Origin of the sequence: Amycolatopsis sp. WAC 01375 (assembly GCF_003947325.1) — a bacterium.
Taxonomy (GTDB): Bacteria; Actinomycetota; Actinomycetes; order Mycobacteriales; family Pseudonocardiaceae; genus Amycolatopsis.
This window is the reverse complement of record NZ_QHHW01000014.1, coordinates 180207-198431: the sequence shown is the minus strand read 5'-3', so window position 1 is coordinate 198431 and position 18225 is coordinate 180207. Positions and strand designations below refer to the sequence as shown.

General features: G+C 69.2%; 17 protein-coding genes. 8 read left to right on the top strand and 9 right to left on the bottom strand.

Going from position 1 to position 18225, the window contains the following annotated elements; genetic code table 11:
* The first annotated feature begins 2 nt into the window (after positions 1-2).
* From DL991_RS05955 to DL991_RS05940, 4 genes are read left to right on the top strand one after another with little or no spacing between them, the layout of a single operon-like run.
* Entirely contained in the window at positions 3-1346 is a 1344-nt protein-coding gene (locus tag DL991_RS05955) for a methyltransferase (protein WP_125781754.1), read from the top strand.
* Positions 1343-3244: a glycosyltransferase family 4 protein gene (locus DL991_RS05950; protein WP_125781752.1), complete on the top strand. Its 1902-nt coding sequence runs from the start codon at positions 1343-1345 to the stop codon at positions 3242-3244. The genes DL991_RS05955 and DL991_RS05950 overlap by 4 nt, the downstream gene beginning before the upstream one ends.
* Positions 3237-3776 (top strand): hypothetical protein, encoded by a 540-nt coding sequence (locus DL991_RS05945; RefSeq protein WP_233598684.1) that lies wholly within the window; start codon positions 3237-3239, stop codon positions 3774-3776. The genes DL991_RS05950 and DL991_RS05945 overlap by 8 nt, the downstream gene beginning before the upstream one ends.
* Positions 3773-5542: a glycosyltransferase gene (locus tag DL991_RS05940; protein WP_125781748.1), complete on the top strand. Its 1770-nt coding sequence runs from the start codon at positions 3773-3775 to the stop codon at positions 5540-5542. The genes DL991_RS05945 and DL991_RS05940 overlap by 4 nt, the downstream gene beginning before the upstream one ends.
* Before the next feature lie 281 nt (positions 5543-5823).
* Here DL991_RS05940 and DL991_RS05935 read toward each other — a convergent pair whose 3' ends face one another.
* The 6 genes from DL991_RS05935 to DL991_RS05915 all read right to left on the bottom strand — a co-directional run bounded on the left by DL991_RS05935 (position 5824) and on the right by DL991_RS05915 (position 10891).
* On the bottom strand, positions 5824-6549 hold the full coding sequence (locus tag DL991_RS05935) for a Crp/Fnr family transcriptional regulator (RefSeq protein ID WP_125781745.1): 726 nt from the start codon (positions 6547-6549) through the stop codon (positions 5824-5826).
* Positions 6549-6719 (bottom strand): hypothetical protein, encoded by a 171-nt coding sequence (locus tag DL991_RS42560; RefSeq protein WP_158632582.1) that lies wholly within the window; start codon positions 6717-6719, stop codon positions 6549-6551. Before DL991_RS42560 ends, DL991_RS05935 begins: the two co-directional genes overlap by 1 nt.
* A 578-nt stretch (positions 6720-7297) precedes the next feature.
* On the bottom strand, positions 7298-7966 hold the full coding sequence (locus tag DL991_RS05930) for a response regulator transcription factor (protein WP_125781743.1): 669 nt from the start codon (positions 7964-7966) through the stop codon (positions 7298-7300).
* Positions 7963-9087, bottom strand: coding sequence for a sensor histidine kinase (locus tag DL991_RS05925; protein ID WP_125781741.1), 1125 nt, complete (start codon positions 9085-9087; stop codon positions 7963-7965). The genes DL991_RS05930 and DL991_RS05925 overlap by 4 nt, the downstream gene beginning before the upstream one ends.
* Before the next feature lie 58 nt (positions 9088-9145).
* Positions 9146-9994 carry a hypothetical protein gene (locus DL991_RS05920; RefSeq protein WP_125781739.1) on the bottom strand — a complete coding sequence of 283 codons (849 nt, stop codon included), beginning with the start codon at positions 9992-9994 and terminating at the stop codon, positions 9146-9148.
* 63 nt (positions 9995-10057) lie between these two features.
* Positions 10058-10891, bottom strand: a complete 834-nt coding sequence (locus DL991_RS05915) for a helix-turn-helix transcriptional regulator (RefSeq protein ID WP_125781737.1) — start codon at positions 10889-10891, stop codon at positions 10058-10060.
* A gap of 108 nt (positions 10892-10999) precedes the next feature.
* Here DL991_RS05915 and DL991_RS05910 point away from each other — a divergent pair, with 108 nt between their 5' ends.
* Genes DL991_RS05910 through DL991_RS05900 form a run of 3 tightly spaced genes read left to right on the top strand, consistent with a single transcriptional unit; the run spans position 11000 to position 13873 of the window.
* Positions 11000-12430 carry an MFS transporter gene (locus DL991_RS05910; protein WP_125781735.1) on the top strand — a complete coding sequence of 477 codons (1431 nt, stop codon included), beginning with the start codon at positions 11000-11002 and terminating at the stop codon, positions 12428-12430.
* 53 nt (positions 12431-12483) lie between these two features.
* A complete protein-coding gene (locus DL991_RS05905) occupies positions 12484-13002 on the top strand; it encodes an RNA polymerase sigma factor (protein ID WP_125781733.1) in 519 nt (172 codons plus the stop codon).
* Complete coding sequence (locus tag DL991_RS05900; RefSeq protein ID WP_125781731.1) at positions 12995-13873, top strand: VOC family protein; 879 nt, start codon at positions 12995-12997, stop codon at positions 13871-13873. Before DL991_RS05905 ends, DL991_RS05900 begins: the two co-directional genes overlap by 8 nt.
* Positions 13874-14074: 201 nt before the next feature.
* On the opposite strand, the gene DL991_RS05895 is transcribed toward DL991_RS05900, so the two are convergent.
* Genes DL991_RS05895 through DL991_RS05885 form a run of 3 tightly spaced genes read right to left on the bottom strand, consistent with a single transcriptional unit; the run spans position 14075 to position 17469 of the window.
* Positions 14075-15838 (bottom strand): gamma-glutamyltransferase family protein, encoded by a 1764-nt coding sequence (locus DL991_RS05895; protein WP_125781729.1) that lies wholly within the window; start codon positions 15836-15838, stop codon positions 14075-14077.
* A gap of 32 nt (positions 15839-15870) precedes the next feature.
* On the bottom strand, positions 15871-16266 hold the full coding sequence (locus tag DL991_RS05890; RefSeq protein WP_125781727.1) for a hypothetical protein: 396 nt from the start codon (positions 16264-16266) through the stop codon (positions 15871-15873).
* A 9-nt stretch (positions 16267-16275) separates the two neighbouring features.
* Positions 16276-17469 carry an FAD-dependent monooxygenase gene (locus tag DL991_RS05885; protein WP_125781725.1) on the bottom strand — a complete coding sequence of 398 codons (1194 nt, stop codon included), beginning with the start codon at positions 17467-17469 and terminating at the stop codon, positions 16276-16278.
* 114 nt (positions 17470-17583) lie between these two features.
* Between DL991_RS05885 and DL991_RS05880 the strand changes: the two genes are divergently transcribed.
* Positions 17584-18162 (top strand): TetR/AcrR family transcriptional regulator, encoded by a 579-nt coding sequence (locus tag DL991_RS05880; RefSeq protein WP_125781723.1) that lies wholly within the window; start codon positions 17584-17586, stop codon positions 18160-18162.
* Positions 18163-18225 lie beyond the last annotated feature (63 nt).

Sequence of the window (18225 nt, the reverse complement as noted above, 5' to 3'; positions counted from 1 at the left end):
CGATGACCGCCGAGACGGCACGGCTGCTCACCACCCTGCTTTCCCTGGCCGAGGACGCCGGTTCGCTGTCCGACGAGCTGCACTTCGCCGGCCGGGACGCCGCCGAGCGTGTTCCCCTCGACCACGGTGCCGCGAACGTCCTCCGGGCGCTCGTGGTGCCGAAGGCGGCGCGGGTGCTGGAGGTCGGGGCCGGTTTCGGGGGGCTGACGCGATATCTGGGCGAGATCTCGGAGACGGTGCACGCCGTCGAGGCCGACCCGGTCCGCGCGGCCGCGGTGCGGTTCCGCACCCGTGACCTCGGCACCGTGACGGTGCACGACCGGCCGCCCGCCGACGGTTACGACCTCGTCGTCGTCCAGCAGCCGTACGCGACGCGAAGCCTCCTGGACTCGGTTCGCGAACGGCTGTCACCGATGGGCGCCGTCGTGGTGCTGACGGCTTCGCGCGGTGTCGCCAGGACGCTGGCGGCGGCAGGACTCGAAGTCCAGCGTGAGCTGCTCTGTTCGCCCGGGCACGAGGTCGCCCGTGCGGTGCGCGGCCCGCAGATCGACACCGAACTGCCCCGGCTGTCCGCGGCGATCGCCGGCGGTCCCGCCAACGGACTCGCCCTGCTCTGCGGTGCCGGCGCCGCCGCGCTCTGGCCCCCGTACCGGCTCGCGACCTACTTCAACACCGCCGAGCGCGCCGCTTTCGCCTGCACGCGCGCCGACGTCGTGCGCACCGGGGAGGGCGCCGAGGTCCGCCGCACGCCGCTGGTCCCGTCGTCGCCGGTGGCCGGGATCTCGGTCGGACCGTGCGCGGACAAGGTGTACGACGCCCCGACGATGGTCGAAGTCCTGCTCGACGAGCCGGAACGGGTCGCGGAGCTGCTCACCGGATGGCGGGATCTCGTCCGCACGGAGGCCTCGCGCGGGGTCGAGGCGTTGTGGGATCTGGTGCCGCACAACGTGCTTGTCGATGGCGAGACGTTGCGCCCGATAGACCTCGAGTGGCGGAACGAGAGCGCCGGCGTGCCCGAAGTGATCGAACGCGGAGTGCTCGTACTGGCCGACAAACTCGCCGACGCGGGCTGGCCCGGGGCGGCGGCGGGCGGGTCGATGCGCGACCTGGCGGGCTGGCTCGGCGTGCTGATCGGACTCCATCCCTCCTTTGTGGACAGTGCGGTGGCGCGTGAGGTCGCCTTCTCGACGATCGCCTCGTGCGGCACCGCGCACGGCACGGACGAGGTGCGGGTGGCGATCGACGGGATTTGGCGAACGCGCCTGGCGAGAACCGTCCACGAGTACCGTTCACCCAAGGTCGGCGCCGGTGTGGCGGCGAACGAAGACGAGGTAGCCAAGCGATGACGAGCCTGCATACCGCCGGCATCCTGACCCCGGCCCGGCCGGTCGGGCACATGTTCGAGCTCCGGGGCTGGACGACCGGGATCAGCCGGATCGGCGAGATGTCCGTGACCATCGCGGACGTCGAGGCGAACCTGTTCCCCGAGCCGTGCCCGGGCGCACCCGAAGGCACCTTCGGCTGGCGCGCGGTCCCGGGATCTTGGGTCCCCGCGGGCACGCAGGACATCGTCGTCACCGGTCCGGACGAGCGCGTGCTGAACCAGGCGACCGTCCACGTCGGAACGTTGCCGGGCGAAGAACCGCTGTGGCTGGGCGAACTCGAAGCGCCGAAGCAGGGCAAGGTCAGCGAAGGACACGTCGTCTACGTGACGGGGTGGGCGTTGCTACAGGGCCGCGCGCCGAGCCTGATCGAGGTCATGGTCGAGGGCGGCGGCACGGTCAGCGCGCGCACCCGCCTGCCGCGCAAGGACGTTCCCAAGGAATTCCCCGGATTCGACGACGCCGCGGTGAGCGGCTTCGAGGCCTGGGTACCTGTCGATCTCCCGTACGGCGAGGAGCGGACGCTGTCGCTTCGCGTCCGGTACCGCACCGAAGGCGTCGGCGAGGTCGTGTCGGCGAAGCGCAGTTTCACGCTTCGCAACCCCGTCGCGGACTTGGACGACGCCGAACTCGCCGACGAGCTGGCCGGGGACACCGCCCGCGCGATGGCGCGCGTGAACATCCCGACCGACCCGAAGCATGTGCTGGTGTTCACGCACAGCCTCGGCGTCGGCGGCGGGCAGCTGTGGCTGCAGGAACTGCTGAGCCGGATGGTGACCGATCACGGCTGGCAGGTCAGCCTGGTCAGCGAGACCGACGGCCCGCTGCGCGCGGACTGCCACGAACTCGGCATCCCCGTGCACGTCACGACGCACTACCGGAACCAGACGGTGCCCGCCTACGAAGGCCACGTCGCCGAGCTGGCGCGCTTCGCGAAGTGCTCCGGAGCGGGAGTCGCGCTCGTCAACACTCTCGGTGGCTTCGTCGGCGCGGACGCGGCGAAGCGCGCCGGGATGCCGACGGCGTGGGTCATCCACGAAAGCTTCTCGCTGCCCGCGTTCGCCTACCAGAACTGGGGCCCGGTGAAGCCGCCCGCCGCGGTGTGGCGGCGCTGGGAAAGCGCCCTCGCCGAGGTCGACAAGCTGCTGTTCGTCGCGGACGCGACGCGCGAGATGTTCCTCCCGTACAGCAAGCCGGAGCGGTGCCGGACGGTCCGCTACGGCACGCCGATGCACAAGTTCGGCGGCCGGACGCGGTCGGAGACGCGGCGGCAGGCGCGCAACATGCTCGGCTACTCGCCCGACGACATCGTGCTGGTCAACATCGGCATCGCGGAAGCCCGCAAGGGACAGGCGCCGCTGATCTCGGCGATGGAGCGGATCCACAAGGTCCACCCCGAGGCGAAGCTGTCGATCGTCGGCCTGCACCCCTCGCCGTACGGGCTGGCGATGGAGGAGTCCGTCGAGCGCGCCGGGCTGGAGAAATCGGTCAGTCTCGTGCCGATCCAGCCGGATCCGCTGCGCTGGCTCCAGGCCGCGGACATCTTCGTGAACAGCTCCGACATCGAGTCACTCCCGCGGTCGATCCTCGAAGCCGTCTGCTGTGGCGTCCCGGTCGCGGCGACCGACGTGTTCGGCGCGCGGGAGATGATCGTCGACGGCGAGACCGGCTGGCTGTTCGAGACCAACGACGTCGACGCGCTGACGGCGGCGTTGCTGCGCGCGCTCGGCACGTCGGCCACGCGCCGCCGCGAGATGGCGAAGGCCGCGCACGAGAAACTGCTGCCGTGGCTGGACCCGGCGGGCTACGCGCGCGAGTACTCCGAAATCCTGACCGAACTGAGTGGGGGCGTTCATGTCTGACACCGACATTCCCGGCCGTGTCCAGGCCGAGCTGACCCGGCTCCGTGCCGAGCGGCAGGTGTTCACCGCCGAGCAGGACCGGCTGAAGGCGAAGCTGGCCGACACCGAACACGAGTTGCGCGAGGCCACCGCCGCCGCGCCGGACGAAGGCGAGTCCGCCGAGGTGAACCAGAGGCTGGCCGCACAGCGGGAAGAACTCGATGTCGCGAAGGCGCGGTTGCAGGCGCTGGAGGCCGAGGTCCTGCTCGCCCACCAGCAGCGTGACTCGCTGCGCGCGGAACTGAAGACCTGCCGCGAGGAGCGGGACAAGCTGCGGCTCGCGCTGCTCGACGCCGAACTCGTGGTGTCGGCGGGCGTCGTCGACGCGGACGTCCTGCCCGGTGGCGAGCCGTCGGCCGACCGGCAGCGGCTGCTCAACGCCGAACGTCTCGCCGCCGAGATGGCCAGGGAACTCGACGCCACGCGCCGCACCGTCAGCTGGCGGGTCACCGCGCCGCTGCGGGTCGTACGGAAGAAGATGGACCGGTCGTGACCGAACTCTGCTTCGTCTCCGCCGAGGGCGGTTCCGCCTTCATGGAGGAACTGCTGGAGGTGGTCGCCGACGCCGTGCGCACCGCGGGCGGCAAGGCAAGTACCGCGATCGGCAGGTACCCCGATGCCGGGAACGACACGGTGTACGTCGTCGTCCCCCACGAGTATTTCGTGACCGTCCCGGACGCCGACTTCCCGACCGCCGCGCAGTGCCGCCGCACCATCGGGTTCTGCGTGGAGCATCCGGGGACGGCGACCTTCGAGCGCAACGCCGAACTGCTGTCGATCCTGGGCGGCGCCGTCGACATCAACACCGATTCGACCGCCGAACTGCGGCGTCGCGGGATCGCCGTCGAGCATTTCCAGCTCGGCTACAGCCCGCTGTGGGATCTGTGGGGCGGAGAGCTCGACAGCCCGCGCGACCTCGACGTCACCTACCTCGGCACGGCCGAGCGGCGGCGTTCGGTGCTGCTCGGCTCGTACGCGCGGGACCTCGCCGGGCTGCGGACGCGGCTGCTGACCCCGCCGCACGAGCCGATGACCGCCGCCCGCGTCGACTTCCTGCCGGGCAAGGCGAAGTTCGAGCACCTCGCGCGGTCGCGGTTCCTGCTGAACCTGCACCGCGAGCAGAAGCAGACCCTGGAATGGGTGCGCACGCTCGAAGCCATGACCAACGGCTGCGTGGTGGTCAGCGAGACCTCGGCGGACGTCGAACCGCTGGTCCCCGGCGAGCATCTGGTCCTCGCGCGGCCGGAGGCGCTGGGCTCGGTCGCCGCCGCGCTCGCCGACGAGCCGGAACGGGAACGGCACCTGCGTTCGGCCGCCTACGGTTTCGTGAAGTCGCTGGACATGACGGCGTCCGCGCGGCACCTGATCGACCTGGCGGCTTCGCTGGGTTCGGCGCCGGCCGCGGACATCGCGCCGGCGCGTGCGCTGGCGACGAGCCTGCGGAATCCGGAAAACGCGCTGGCCGTCGACACCCCGTCGTTCGACGCGCGGTTCGCGGGCGACCGGTCCGCCGCCGGCCCGGCTTCGGCACGCGGGACGGCGTTGTCGGCGCGGATCGCGCAGCGCGCGGCAGGTGCGCGGCGGGTCGCCACGCGACGCTGGGAGCCCGCGGCGGCTTCGCCGGCGGGCACCGCCGACGTCGACGTGCTGATCGTGCGCCGGACCGGCGAAGTCGATCCGGACGAACTCGCGAACGACCTGCTCACCGGCAGTGTGGTGCCGCGGAAGGTGCTCGTCGGCGAGGACGGCGTGCACCCGTGGCCGCGTCCGCGCCCGTACGACGTCCTGCTGCACGACACCCCACTCGGCCGCGGACTCACGCGGAACTCCCTGCTGGAGCGTTCGACGGCGTCGTGGCTGCTGGTTCTCGACGGCGGGATGCGTGCTTCGGAGTTCCTGCTGGAGCGCCTGCTGGCCGCTTCGGAAGGCGCGGACGTCGTGCACTGCCCGGTCGCGGACCCGGTCGACGGCCTGGTCGGCGCGCTGCCGCCGGAGGAACGGCGCCTGCGGACGCTGCCGTATCTGGGCAGCGGCTATCTGGTGCGGCGCTCGCTGATCGACGAATTCGGCGGGTGGAACACCGAGGTGCTGTTCGAGGGCCTGGAGGATCACCTGTTCTGGCGGCGGGTGTCCGCGGGCGCCCGGCCGACGACGCTGGTGCAGCAGGTGCTGCTGCGGCGGCTGCGGCCGGATCCGGACTCGCGGCCGATGGACCTCGACCCGCATCGGGTGTGGGCCGCGGTCGGCAGCGCGCTGTAGCTCCCTCGCGTGCAATGAAAGGCCCCTTCATTGCAAATTTTGCAATGAAGGGGCCTTTCATTGCACTTGCGGTGGGCGTGGCGTTAGTCCGAAAGTGTGAGTCAGGCCGTGTCGGTGAACGTCCTCCCCCGGTGATGCGCCTTATGGGCAGAGCATCGGAGCGTTCGGTGCCGGACGAGGAGGAGCCGCCATGGCCTGGGAAATCGCCCTGGTCGCCGCGCTGGCCGTCGTGTTCGTCATACGGCTCGCGCTGCAATTGAAGCGCGGCTGACCTCGTCCGGTCACCCCATCGCCACCCGCCTGCCCAGCCGCATCTGCGGAATTCGCCGCGGCCGGGCAGGGAGCGGAAAGAGCGGCGGGCCGTCCTCTCGCAGGCGCTTTTTCACGTGGATCGTCTTGTATCCCGTGGTCAGATAGCCCTCTTTCTTCAGTTTCGTTATTTCGGCGTTCACCGACGCGGGGGAAGCGCCGATCGCGGACGCGATGTCCGCGTGATTCAGTCCCACGTCGATGACGATCCCCTCCGCGTGGGGAATTCCGTAAAGCGCCTGCAACCGGGCCAGGAACGCGGTCAACCTGCTCCGCACCTTGGCCGTCGCGAAACCCAGCGCGATGTCCCGCCGCCGCAGCCGGAGGGCCGAGTCGGCGGCGATCCACGCCATGGCCTGCTTGTCTTCGCCGAGAAAGCCGTGGAAGGCGTCCTGTGGGATCTCCAGCACGCGTACCGGTTTCGTGGCCACGAACGAAAGGTGACTCGGGCGGCACGCCAGGCAGGCTTCGACGCCGAGGACGTCGCCCGCGCTGAGCAGGTCCACGATCATCGGCACCGTGTCGCCCTGAGCCGTCCGCAGCGCTTTCACGAAACCGGAGCGCACGATCAGCACCGGTGGCGACGGCTCCCCCTGGTTGAGCAGGGTGGCGCCTGCCGGGTGGTCGACATGTCTGCCGAGTTCGAGCAGCCGCTGCCGTTGGCGTTCGGTGGCCGCCGCCAGGAAGTCCGCGCCCATCAGCCGATCACCGCCGCGAACGCGTAGAGGATCGCCGGAAGCCCGGCCACGAGAGCCGCGACCGACCCGATGACCTTCGCCGGTTGAGCGACCTTTCCGGCGAGCAAGAGCCGGGTGAGTATCGCGGCGAAAACGATGTAGGCGAGAACGACGACGCCCGCGGTGATCACCAGAAGGGGATCAGGAGTATTTGTCGTCAATAGTGACTCCCAGTGAGAAGTGAAAGCGATCAAGCCCCTGCCCGGCCGGGTGAGAATCACGTCCTGTAGGTGACGTGCCCTGCGGCCGTTCTTCCGAAGAGTACTGCTCAGCGCCATTGCGAGGAAGCAACCCGACGCTCGCGACACTCATACAGGGTGCCCCTATTCGGCCATTTCACGACGGAAAGTAACAATTGCTTCGACGTCCACCGAAGAAGAAAGTCACGGACCGTGCCCGAAAAGGCCGCCAGTTTTCGCGGATCACCGGTGAAAACACCGGAAAATCCGGATTGGCCGTACGGGCATATCGGTTGGACGCCTCGACCGGAAATCGGCTGCCACTTCGCCGAGCCCGACATTTCCCCTGGTCGAAGCGAAGGTCTATCGACCGTGACGATGCACGTGCAGATGCACGACCCGGCCGGCACTGCCCGCAGCAGGGTTGGATCGAGGGCGATTTAACGGAGGGTCAGCGATCCAGCGCGCTCGATCACGACCCGTGATCTGCGACGAACTTCGGCAATCTCAGCTTTTTGGGGGAATCTCACTCACCCCCGGCGAGGACTGACCAGACCGGATTCGTAGGCCAGCACCACCAGCTGCGCTCGGTCGCGGGCGCCGATCTTGGTCATGATGCGGCTGACGTGCGTCCGCGCGGTGGCCGTCGAAATCACCAGATGCGCGGCGATCTCGTCGTTCGACATGCCACCGGCGACCAGGCCGAGCACCTCGCGTTCGCGGTCGGTGACCTCGCGGACGGCGCTCACGTCGATGCGGCGGTTCTCCGGCCGGTCGACGAACTCCGCGATCAGCCGCCGGGTCACGGTCGGCGCGAGCAGCGCCTCGCCCGCGGCGACCACCTTCAGCGCCCGCAGCAACTCCACCGGGTCGGTGTCCTTCAGCAGGAACCCGCTCGCGCCGGCACGCAACGCCTCGTAGACGTACTCGTCGACGTCGAAGGTGGTGAGAACCAGGACCTTCACCCCGGCCAGCTCCGGGTTCGCGGTGATCCGCCGCGTCGCTTCCAGCCCGTCGACGCCGGGCATCCGGACGTCCATCACGACGATGTCCGGCCGGTGTTCGACGGCGGCCGCGACGGCCTGCTCACCATCGCCTGCCTCGGCACAGACCTCGAAACCGTCTTCGGTCTCCAGCAACACCCGGAAACCGGCGCGCACCAGCACCTGGTCGTCGGCGAGGACCACCCGGATCGTCATTGTTCCCCCTTGATGGGCAAATCCACGCGAACCTCGAATCCGCCGTCCACCACGGACGTCGTGAGCGCGCCGCCCAGCGCGGCCGCCCGTTCGGACATCCCGCGCAGCCCGTGGCCGGGCGCGGGTTCGACGGCGTCACGACCATCGTCGCGGACGAGCAACGTCAGCGCACCGGTTTTCCGCTCGAACCTGACGTCGACCCCGCTCGCCTGCTTCGCGTGGCGGACCACGTTGGTCAGCGATTCCTGGAGGATCCGGTACGCGGCGCCGTCGACGGGCGCGGGCAGCTCACCCGGCTCGCCGTCGACGCGGACCTCCAGCCCGGCGGCTCGCGCGTGCTCGAAAAGCTCTTCGGCCTGGGAAAGGCTCGGCGCGGGCGCCTTGTCTTCACCCGAACGCAGCACGGCCAGCGTCGCGCGGAGGTCCTTCAGCGCCGAAGCGCTCGCCTCCTTGATGTTCAGCAACGCTTCTTTCGCCTGCTCGGGACGCCTGTCGGCGACGTGCGCGGCGACCCCGGCCTGCACGTTGATCATCGCGAGGCTGTGCGCGACGACGTCGTGCACCTCGCGGGCGATGGTGAGCCGCTCCTGCTCGGCCATCCGGTGCCGGTGCTCGTCGGCCTGCTCGCGGCGGGCCCGCGCGGCGGCCATCCCGTTGCGCACCGCCGTCCCGACCCCGACGACCGCGACCACCCAGACCAGGCCCAGCCCGGCTCGCAGATCGAAGCCGTCGAACCCGTGCCGGACGAACAACGCGATCCCGGTGGCCAGCAGCAGCGATCCGCCGGTGATCCCGGCGACGATCGGCCCGCGGATCTTCGTGAGCACGAACAACGCGATCGTCGGCAGCACGATCACCGGCCCGCCGGGGTTGTCCGACGCGTAGTAGCCGAGCGTCAGCGCGGAGGTGAGCAGGAAGACCGTCATCGGGAAGCGGTGCACGATCAGCAGCGGCACCGCGGTGGCGACCAGCCACAACACGCCGGACTGGGTCAGCGGCGGCGCGTCAGGCTGCCAGCGGGAAGCGCCGCTCGTGGCACCGAGGACGAACCCCAGCGGCAGCACCACGCGCAGCACGCGGCCCACCCAGGGGCTCCACGGAAACCGTTCTTTCAGCAGCACAGGACGAAAGCTACCCGTGGTGGGGGCGAGCTGCGTCCGTTGAAAAGCGGCTTCTCGGCTACGCCGCGTGCGGTAGCCGCCGCAGGACCGACGTCATCAGCAGCACGCCGCCGATCGCCTGGACGGCCAGCACCGGCACCTGGCCGCCGGATCCCATGGTGAACGCGCCGAACAGCCCCCACGCTCCCGAGCCCGCCATCGCCCCGGCGCCGGTCCACACCAGCACCAGCCGCGGCCAGAACCGTCCTCGTGCCACGGTCGCCAGCGCGATCGCGGCGACGACGCTGAGCACCGCGATCACCACGTCCTGGCCGCGGGCCGACATGCCGCCGGAGCCGAACGCCCAGATCGAGTGGCCGATCGCGGAGACGAGTGCGGCGGTGATGCCGAGCAGGCCGGCCACGCCGATCGTCCCCGCCCGCACGGTGCCGGTGACGACGAACCACCAGCGGTCGCGGGCGTAGAGCACGAACGCGGTCAGCAGCATGATGCCCTGCCAGGCGAATCCGCCGTAGACCACGGCCCAGACCCAGTTCTCCAGTGGCAGTTCGGCCAGTTGCGGTTTCATCAGGTCGGCGACGATCACCGGGAGGTTCAGCACGATCGGGGCGAGCAGGCCGGTGCCGATCCAGATCGGGAAGAGCACGAGCGGCGCGGGGATCCGGCGGCCCCAGGAGTAGGTGAACGCCAGCGCGAGGATCACCGCGACGACGTCCATCCCGCCGGTGAGCAGATTCGCGAAGAGCATGAGCTGAGAGTCCACAAAGGACGGATCGCGGAGGCCGAGGCTGCCGCCGGTGACCCAGGAGGCCTTGAGGGTCAGGTACGGCAGGGTGCCAAGGATCGCGGCATAGCAGACGATCAAGCGGGAACTGGAGATCTTGGGGGCGGAGACTGCTGCGGTCATGCTCTCAGCGTCGGCGTTCCCGCCGCGGAAAGACTCCCTCGCGAGCCTGGTCCGCCTCCCCCTTCAGAAGGAGCTGGGCAGTTTCGCCGCGGTTTCCTCGTCGGCCGGGGTGAGCGTCGCCAGCGAGATCTCGGAACGCCGCCCGAGGTAGAGGTACGAGAACTCGAATCGCAGCAGGCCGACGTCCGGGTGCAGGTACCGCTTGAGGACGATCCGCTCGCTGGAGACGTCGTGCTCCTTCCACATCCGCTCGAAGAGCTCCGATTCCTGCCGCAGCCGCTTGACCAGGTTCTTCCACGCCGGCTCGGCGAGGTGCCCGGCCATCGCCGCGCGGAAACCGGCGATCACGCGGGGCAGGTTGAGCTCCCAGTCCGGGAGCCTGCGGCGCCACTCGGGGTTGGTCAGGCATTGGATCAGGGTGTTGCGCTCCCCGAACGGGATCGCGTCGATGCCGCCCATCAACCAGTCGTAGGCCCGGTTGTAGGCGAGGATGTCGCACCGCGCGTTGCGCACGCAGACCGGGAACGGCTCCAGTTTGTCCATCATCCGGTAAACGTTCTGGCTGAGGAGCTTGCAGTCCTTTTCCAGCGGCGGCTCCGGCGCGCCGGCGAGGGTGAACAGGTGCTTGTGCTCGTGCGGGTCGAGCCGCAGCGTGCGGGAGATCGCGTCCAGCACCTGGTCGGACGCGTTGATGTCGCGTCCTTGTTCGAGCCACGTGTACCAGGTGATCCCGACGCCGGCCAGCTGCGCGACCTCTTCGCGGCGCAGCCCCGGTGTGCGGCGCCTGCCGCTGATCGGCAGGCCGACCTGGTCCGGGGTGATGCGCTCGCGGCGGCTGCGCAGGAACGCGGCCAGTTCGTGCCGCCGCACCTCGGCCACTCGCGAATCGACGGTCATGGTCACCTCATCAGGTTCGCAAAGCTCGAAGCCGGTTACCAGGTAGTGGTGGTACCAGGATAAACACACTCCTGGTACCAGGTTCCCGATCGGCTGATCGTGGTACTCATGACTTCGACGCAAGTTCCGGCGACGCCTGCCCGCGTCGCCGCCGGACCGGCCCTGACTTCGGCGGGCCTGGTCACCGTGCTGCTGGGGGCGGCACTTCCCCTCATCGACTTCTTCATCGTGAACATCGCCCTGCCCGCCATCGGGTCGGATCTCCGCACCTCGTCGGCCACCTTGGAACTGGTGGTCGCGGCCTACGGGATCGCCTACGCCGTCCTGCTCGTCGTCGGCGGCAGGCTCGGCGACGCCTTCGGCCGCCGCAAGCTGTTCCTGATCGGGCTGGCCGCGTTCACCGTCACTTCCCTGCTCTGCGGGATCGCGCCGACGGCGTTGACGCTGGTGCTGGCGCGGGCCGCGCAGGGGGCGGCGGCCGCGCTGATGCTGCCGCAGGTGCTGTCGATCATCCAGGCGACGACGACCGGCGAGCGCCGGTCCAAGGCGCTCGGTCTCTACGGCGCGACAGCGGGCCTTTCGATGGTGCTCGGCCAGTTCCTCGGCGGGGCGCTGGTGGCCGCCGATCTGTGGGGCACGGGATGGCGGCCGATCTTCCTGGTCAACGTGCCCGTCGGGATCGCAGGCCTGGTGGTCGCGCGGCGGCTGATCCCGGAGAGCCGCTCGCGGAATCCGCTCGGCATCGACCGTCCAGGCACGATCTTCCTGGCGATCGCCCTGGTGTCCTTGCTGCTCCCGCTGGCGGAAGGGCCCGTGCTGGGCTGGCCACTGTGGACGGTCGTGCTGCTCGTCGTGTTCCCGTTCGCCGCGGCCGCGTTCGTCCACGTCGAACGGCGGATGGAGCGCGCACGCGGTGTCCCGCTGCTGCCGCCCTCGGTGATGCGGATGCCGAGTGTGCGGCAGGGGTTGCTGGTCGGGGTGCCGTTCTTCATCGGGTTCAGCGCGTTCATGTTCGTGTTCGCGGTGACGCTGCAGGACGGCCTGCACCTCGGCCCGCTGGATTCCGGTCTGGTGACGGCGCCGCTTTCGCTCGCCTTCTTCGCGATGTGCCTGGTCAGCAGCCGACTGGTGACGCGGTTCGGGCAGCGGGTGGTGACCGTCGGGCTTTCGGTGCAGTTGCTCGGGCTGCTGACGCTGATCGGCACCGTGTTGCTGGGATGGCCGACGCTGGGTGTGCTCGATTTCGTGCCGGGGATGCTGCTGTGCGGTCTCGGCCAGGGGCTCGCGATGACGACGGTGTTCCGGATCGTGTTGTCGAAGGTGCCGCCGGAGATCGCCGGGGTCGGCAGCGGGATGCTGACGACGTCGCAGCAGGCCGCGATGGCGCTGGGGGTGGCGACGCTGGGGACTTTGTTCGCTTCCGCCGGCGCGGGCCCGCTCGGGATGAAGGGCGCGTTCGTGCTGGTCATCGGGATTCAGTCGGTGCTGACGGTCGGCGTGATCACGGTGGCGCGGCGGCTGCCGGATCCGCGGAACTGAGAAAGTTCGATTTCACCCGTCGGAGTTCGGGCTCCCCGAGCGACGATGGGGATGTGACGGAACCACGGGTGCACCGGGACCCGGCCTTCGCGCTGCTGTCGCTGTACGAGACGGCGTTGCCGGAGGTCTACGGGTACCTGCTGTCCCGGTGCGGTGATCGCACCCTCGCCGAGGAGCTGACGTCCGAGACGTTCCTCGGCGCGGTGAGGTCCTGTCGCAAGGAATACGCGCCTGCAGTGAGCACCGGGTGGCTGATCGGCGTCGCCCGGCACAAGCTCGCCGATCACTGGCGGCGCAAGGAACGCGAGGAACGCGGGCTGCGACTCGTCCACGAGGAGGAGTACAGCGATCCGTGGGACGAGCGGCTGGACGCGCTTCTGGCGCGCGATGTGCTCGCGTCGCTCGGGGCACATCACCAGGCCGCGTTGACGCTTCGCTACGTCGACGGCCTCCCGGTACCGGAGGTCGCCGACCATCTGGAGCGCACGGTGCATGCCACGGAGGCGTTGCTCGTGCGGGCCCGTGCCGCGTTCCGGCGTGCTTATCAGGAGAAGGAGGGTTGCGATGACTGATCCGTTCGACGCGCTTCGCGCACCTTCGCGGCCTCTCGATCCTGACCCGCTCTTCGCCGCCGAACTGCGCGACAACCTGCGTCGCGCCGTCCTGAACGGAGCCGATATGACTCAGACAGATACAGCCGAAGTACGTTCCTTGACGCCCTATCTCGTGGTCACCGACGCGCGTGCCGCGCTCGACTTCTATGTCGAGGTGTTCGGGGCGCGGCGGCGGTCCGATCCGATCGTGATGGAGGACGGCCGGGTCGGGCACGCGGAACTGGCCATCGGGAACAGCGTGCTGATGTTCGCGGATGAATTCCCCGAACTGGGCAATGTGGTGGCGCCCGAAGGCGGCACACTGATCCGGATCGAAGTCCCGGATGCCCACGCGTCCGCGCGGCGGGCCGCGGAACTGGGCGGCGTGCTGGAGCGGCCCGTCGCTGACGAAGGCCATGGGCTGAGCGGGACGATCAAGGACCCGTACGGCCAACGGTGGCTGGTGTCGCAAGCCGCTCCTTCCGGGACCTCGGGAGCGCGGCCGATCCGGCACGGCGAAGCCGGCTACTTCACCTTCCAGGTCCCGGACGACGAACGCGCGAAGGCGTTCTACGGCGCCGTTCTCGGCTGGCAGTTCTCGCCCGGGCGCGTCGAAGGCGGTTGGGGCGTCGAAGGTTCCGGCCTGCAAGGCGGACTTTGGGGTGGCCCGGGGCGCCAAGTCGGCTGGAAGGTCATGTACGCCGTCGACGACCTCGCCGCCGCGCTCGACCGTGTCCGAGCCCAAGGCGGCCAGGTCGGCGAAACCGAACAGCAGCCCTACGGCCTGAGCGCCGACTGCGTGGACGACCAGGGCATCGAATTCTGGCTCTGGGAACAGCCGCGCTCTTGAGTCACTACCCCAACCCCCCGCCCTTCCCAGGGGGGCGACCCCGAAGCCAGTCTATCGCCGATGGGGGCGGGGAAACGGACGTGAGCCGAGTTGTCCACAGCTGGGAGGCATTGTGGACAACTTAGGGCCTGGGGTCACGTAGTGAGGGCCTCCTTCCCTACTTTGAGGGTAGGGAAGGAGGCCCTCACGGCATGGGGAGCGTCAGCGGCCCGCGGCGTAGCCCTGCATTCCGCGCGCGTTCGCGGCGGCACGCAAGAGACCGCCGGAACGCGAAACGGCCGAAAGCCGTCCGAGCGCCCAAGGTCCGGCATCGACGACGGCGTGTCCGCGTGCGGCCAGCGCGTCCACTGTGGACTGGCCGAGCCGTGACTCGACCACGAGTTCCCGCGGCGTCCACGAGCGCGGGTAGAACGAACTCGGGAACGCGGTCGTATGCCACGCGGGCGAGTCGATCGACTCCTGCAGGTTCAGCCCGCCGAGCGTGTGCGCCAGCCAGAAACACAGTTGCCACTGGTCCTGCTGGTCACCACCGGGAGTCCCGAACGCCAGCACCGGCTCGCCATCGCGCAGGCCCATCGACGGCGAAAGCGTGATTCGCGGCCGCTTCCGCGGCGCCAGCGAGTTCGGCAGGCCTTGCTCCAGCCAGAACATCTGCCCGCGAGAGTCGAGGCAGAAACCGAGGTCCGGGATCGTCGGGCTCGATTGCAGCCAGCCACCCGACGGCGTCACCGAGATCATGTTCCCTGCCGCGTCGACGACGTCGATGTGCACGGTGTCGCCCCGGGTCTCACCCAGCGGCCCGACGGTCGGCTCCCCCGTCGCGCCGGAGCCGGATTCCAGTCCGCGCAGCTTCTCGAGAATCGCGGGCAGCCTCGGCGAGGGACCACCGGGCCGGAGTTCGGCGGACGCTTCTTCGGTGATCAACGCCCGGCGGGTTTCCGCGTATTCACGGGAGATCAGCAACTCGATCGGCACGTCGGGGGAATCCCCGTACCAAGCCTCGCGGTCGGCGAACGCCAGCTTTGTCGCCTCGACTGCCAAGTGCACGGTGCGTTCGGTCGGAATTCCGTCCACATAGGACAATTCGCCGCGAAGGCCGTCCAGCAGCCGCGCCTGCTGCAGCAACGCCGGGCCTTGCGTCCAGGCGCCCATCTTCACCAGGCCCCAGTCGCCGAAGTCGACCTGCAACGCGTCCTCGTACGTCGCTCCCCAGCCCGCGATGTCCTCACCGGTGAGCAGACCGGCGTGATCGCGACCGGAGTCGTCGCGGAACGCCTTGCGGCTGAACGAATCGATGGCCTCGGCGACGAAGCCCTGCGACCACGCGCGGCGTCCGGCGTCGATCTGCGCCTCGCGTCCGCTGACCGACTCGGCCTCGGTGACCAGCCGCTCCCACGTGTCCGCGAGCGCCGGATTGCGATGCAGCCCCTCGGCGGGTTTGCCGTCCGGCAGCCAGAGCGCCGCCGACGTCGGCCAGTGCTCGGTGAAGAGGTCCTGTACCGCGCGGATCGTGTCACCGACCCGGCTGACCAGAGGAATCCCGTTGCGCGCGTAGGAAATCGCGTAACCGAGGACCTCGCGCAACGACTTCGTGCCGTGATCCCGCAGGAGCAGGAGCCAGCCGTCCCACGCCCCCGGCACGGTCGCGGGGAGCAGACCGCTGCCGGGGATCAAGTCGAGCCCGAGATCCGCGAAGTACTCGGGCGTGGCCGCCGCGGGCGAGACCCCCTGACCCGCGAGGACGCGCGGCGTTCGATCGTCGGCGGTGACGAAGATGCCGGGAACCTGCCCCGCCGGGCCGCACAGATGCGGCTCGGCGACCTGCAGGACGAACCCGGCCGCTACCGCCGCGTCGAAGGCGTTGCCGCCGTTTTCGAGCACCGCCATGCCGGTGGCCGAAGCCAGCCAGTGCGTCGATGCCACCATGCCGTGGGTGCCGGCCAGTTCCGGCCTGGTCGTGAACACGCCGCTGATACTACGCTTTGCTAACTACTTTTTCAGTCCCAGAAGTTGAAGAGGGCGTCGCCGAGGGTCGCGGGCCTCCAGCACTTCATGTCGTACGCGGAGATTCCCCAGGCTTCGGCGTCGGGCGGGCCGAGCAGTTCGGCTCGCGTCAGCACCCGGAATCCCGGCTGCTCGGCCAGCACGCCGACCAGCTCGGGCTCGTCGAGGTAGGTCAGTGGATTACCGTCGACCCATCCTTCGGAGAAATCGATGGTCCGCGGTTCGGTGATGGCCAGCACCCCGTCGCGGTTGCACATGATCGCGACGGTCCGGTCGCGGTAGACGATGACGCACTCGTCGAAATCCGAGTACTGGAAGTCGGTGACCCGGCCATGCGTTCGCCGAGCCGCCTCGTAGCAAGCCTTCCGGAACGCCTTCTCATCCCTCACCCGCCGAAGCTATCCCCGCGCGGCGACCGGAGCGTCATAGTTTTCCAGCGTCGCCGCGTTGGCCGCGCGGGAAGTCAGCCACGTGAACACCCCCGTCATCGGCTTCGACCCCAGCACCCGGTACAGGAAGTTCCGGTAGCCGACCATGAACCGGGTCTTCGGCGCGAGGAACGTGCCGATCCCGGCCGCCTGCTTCTGCGAAACCTTGATGGGGCCACGCATTTTCTCTTCGTAACGCGCGAAAGCGACTTCGTGGTCACCGTGAGCGGCGGCGAGCTCGCCCGCCAGGACGTATGCGCCCATCATCGCGAGTCCGGTGCCCGAACCGCCCGGACCCGCGCACCAGGCGGCGTCGCCGAGCAGCACGACCCGGCCCCGTGACCACTTGTCGAGGTGGATCTGGCTGAGCGAATCGAAGTACAGCGTGTCGGCGTCTCCGAGGCCTTCCAGCAGTGCCGGAGCTTCCCAGCCGAAGTCGGCGTAGCGCTCGGCGAGGGCCTTCTTCTGCGCTTCGACATCGCGGCGGTCGACCTCCAGCGGCCCGGACGCGAAGACGAAAATGACGTTGAGCGCCGAGCGGTCGCGGCCGCTGGCGACCATCACCGTCCGGCCGGGGACGCTGCAGATCTGGCCGAGGTGGTCGAGGTCGAGGTGGTTGGGCGCGCTGAAGCCCGCGGTGTGGAAGCCGAGGTCGGTGCGGAACCGCTCTTCCTCGCCGAAGGCCAGCCGCCGCACTCCGGAGTGCAGGCCGTCCGCGCCGACGACCAGGTCGAATCTGCGCGCTTCACCGTGGGCGAAGGTGACATCGACACCGTCCGACAGCTCGTCCAGGCCGGTGATCCAGTCGCCGAAGACGTACTCGACGTCGGCTTTCGTGTGGTCGTAGAGGATGCGCGTCAGGTCTCCGCGCTCGATCTCGACTTCGCCGCTGAAGAACACCGACGGCATCTGGGCGACCTTCTTGCCTCGCGTGTCGATGATGACCTGCGCGCCCATCGCGGTCTCCTTCGCGCGGATGTCTTCGAGGATTCCCATGCGTTCGAGCAGGGTCATCTGCTCGCCGCGGAAATCGACCGCGCTGCCGCCTTCGCGCAGGGCCGGGGCGCGCTCGACGACGGTCGGCGCGAAACCGCGCTTGTGGAGCCAGAAGGCGAGAGCCGGGCCCGCGATGCCGGCGCCGGAGATCAGAACGGTGGTCGTCATGGCTGCTCCCTGGGGGTTCTTGGTGATGGGACCGACCGTACGGCAGATTTGCACGCTTGGTCAAGCCATCTGGTTAAACCGGATGGATAAACCGTGTGGTCTAGGATCTCGGGCATGGGTAATCGCGAAGACCTGATGGCGGGCGCCATCCAGTGTTTGAAGGAAAAAGGCTGGTCACGCACGACAGTGCGGGATATCGCGACGGCCGCCGGGGTCAGCCACGCGGCGATCGGCTACCACTTCGGATCGCGCGAAGCCCTGCTGCTGACGGCGTTCTCCCAGGCGATGGACGACTGGGGCAAAGAAATCCAGGTCGAGATGATGAGCGCCGTCGACCCCGACGCGTCACCCTCGGAGCAGTACGCGGCGTCCTGGCGCGCGATGATCGACTCCTACGGGCGCAACCGGCAGCTGTGGATCGCCTCGATCGAGGCGTTCGTGCAGTCGGAGCACCACCCTGAGCTGCGAAAACAGCTCGCCGCCGCGCAGCGCGAGGGCCGCCGGGGAATGGCGGCGGGCATCCTCGGGATCGACGAGGACACCCTCACCGAGGCGGACGAGCGGCGGATCGGCGCGGTGGCCACGGCCCTGAACTCGGGCGTGATGCTGCAGCACATGCTCGACCCGGAGAACGGCCCGACGGCTGAAGAGGTCGTGGATGGGCTGTTGAAGCTCGTCTCCCTGGTGTCATGAAAGGTCCTTTCCTTGCAAAATTTGCAAGAAAAGGACCTTTCATCGCACCCGCGGGAGGCGAGT

Bases quoted from the DNA above. Each gene is read 5' to 3' on its own strand.
- DL991_RS05955 (WP_125781754.1), top strand. From the start codon at position 3: ATGACCGCCGAGACGGCACGGCTGCTCACCACCCTGCTTTCCCTGGCC.
- DL991_RS05950 (WP_125781752.1), top strand. From the start codon at position 1,343: ATGACGAGCCTGCATACCGCCGGCATCCTGACCCCGGCCCGGCCGGTC.
- DL991_RS05945 (WP_233598684.1), top strand. From the start codon at position 3,237: ATGTCTGACACCGACATTCCCGGCCGTGTCCAGGCCGAGCTGACCCGG.
- DL991_RS05935 (WP_125781745.1), bottom strand. From the start codon at position 6,549: ATGGGCGCGGACTTCCTGGCGGCGGCCACCGAACGCCAACGGCAGCGG.
- DL991_RS05930 (WP_125781743.1), bottom strand. From the start codon at position 7,966: ATGACGATCCGGGTGGTCCTCGCCGACGACCAGGTGCTGGTGCGCGCC.
- DL991_RS05920 (WP_125781739.1), bottom strand. From the start codon at position 9,994: ATGACCGCAGCAGTCTCCGCCCCCAAGATCTCCAGTTCCCGCTTGATC.
- DL991_RS05915 (WP_125781737.1), bottom strand. From the start codon at position 10,891: ATGACCGTCGATTCGCGAGTGGCCGAGGTGCGGCGGCACGAACTGGCC.
- DL991_RS05910 (WP_125781735.1), top strand. From the start codon at position 11,000: ATGACTTCGACGCAAGTTCCGGCGACGCCTGCCCGCGTCGCCGCCGGA.
- DL991_RS05900 (WP_125781731.1), top strand. From the start codon at position 12,995: ATGACTGATCCGTTCGACGCGCTTCGCGCACCTTCGCGGCCTCTCGAT.
- DL991_RS05885 (WP_125781725.1), bottom strand. From the start codon at position 17,469: ATGACGACCACCGTTCTGATCTCCGGCGCCGGCATCGCGGGCCCGGCT.
- DL991_RS05880 (WP_125781723.1), top strand. From the start codon at position 17,584: ATGGGTAATCGCGAAGACCTGATGGCGGGCGCCATCCAGTGTTTGAAG.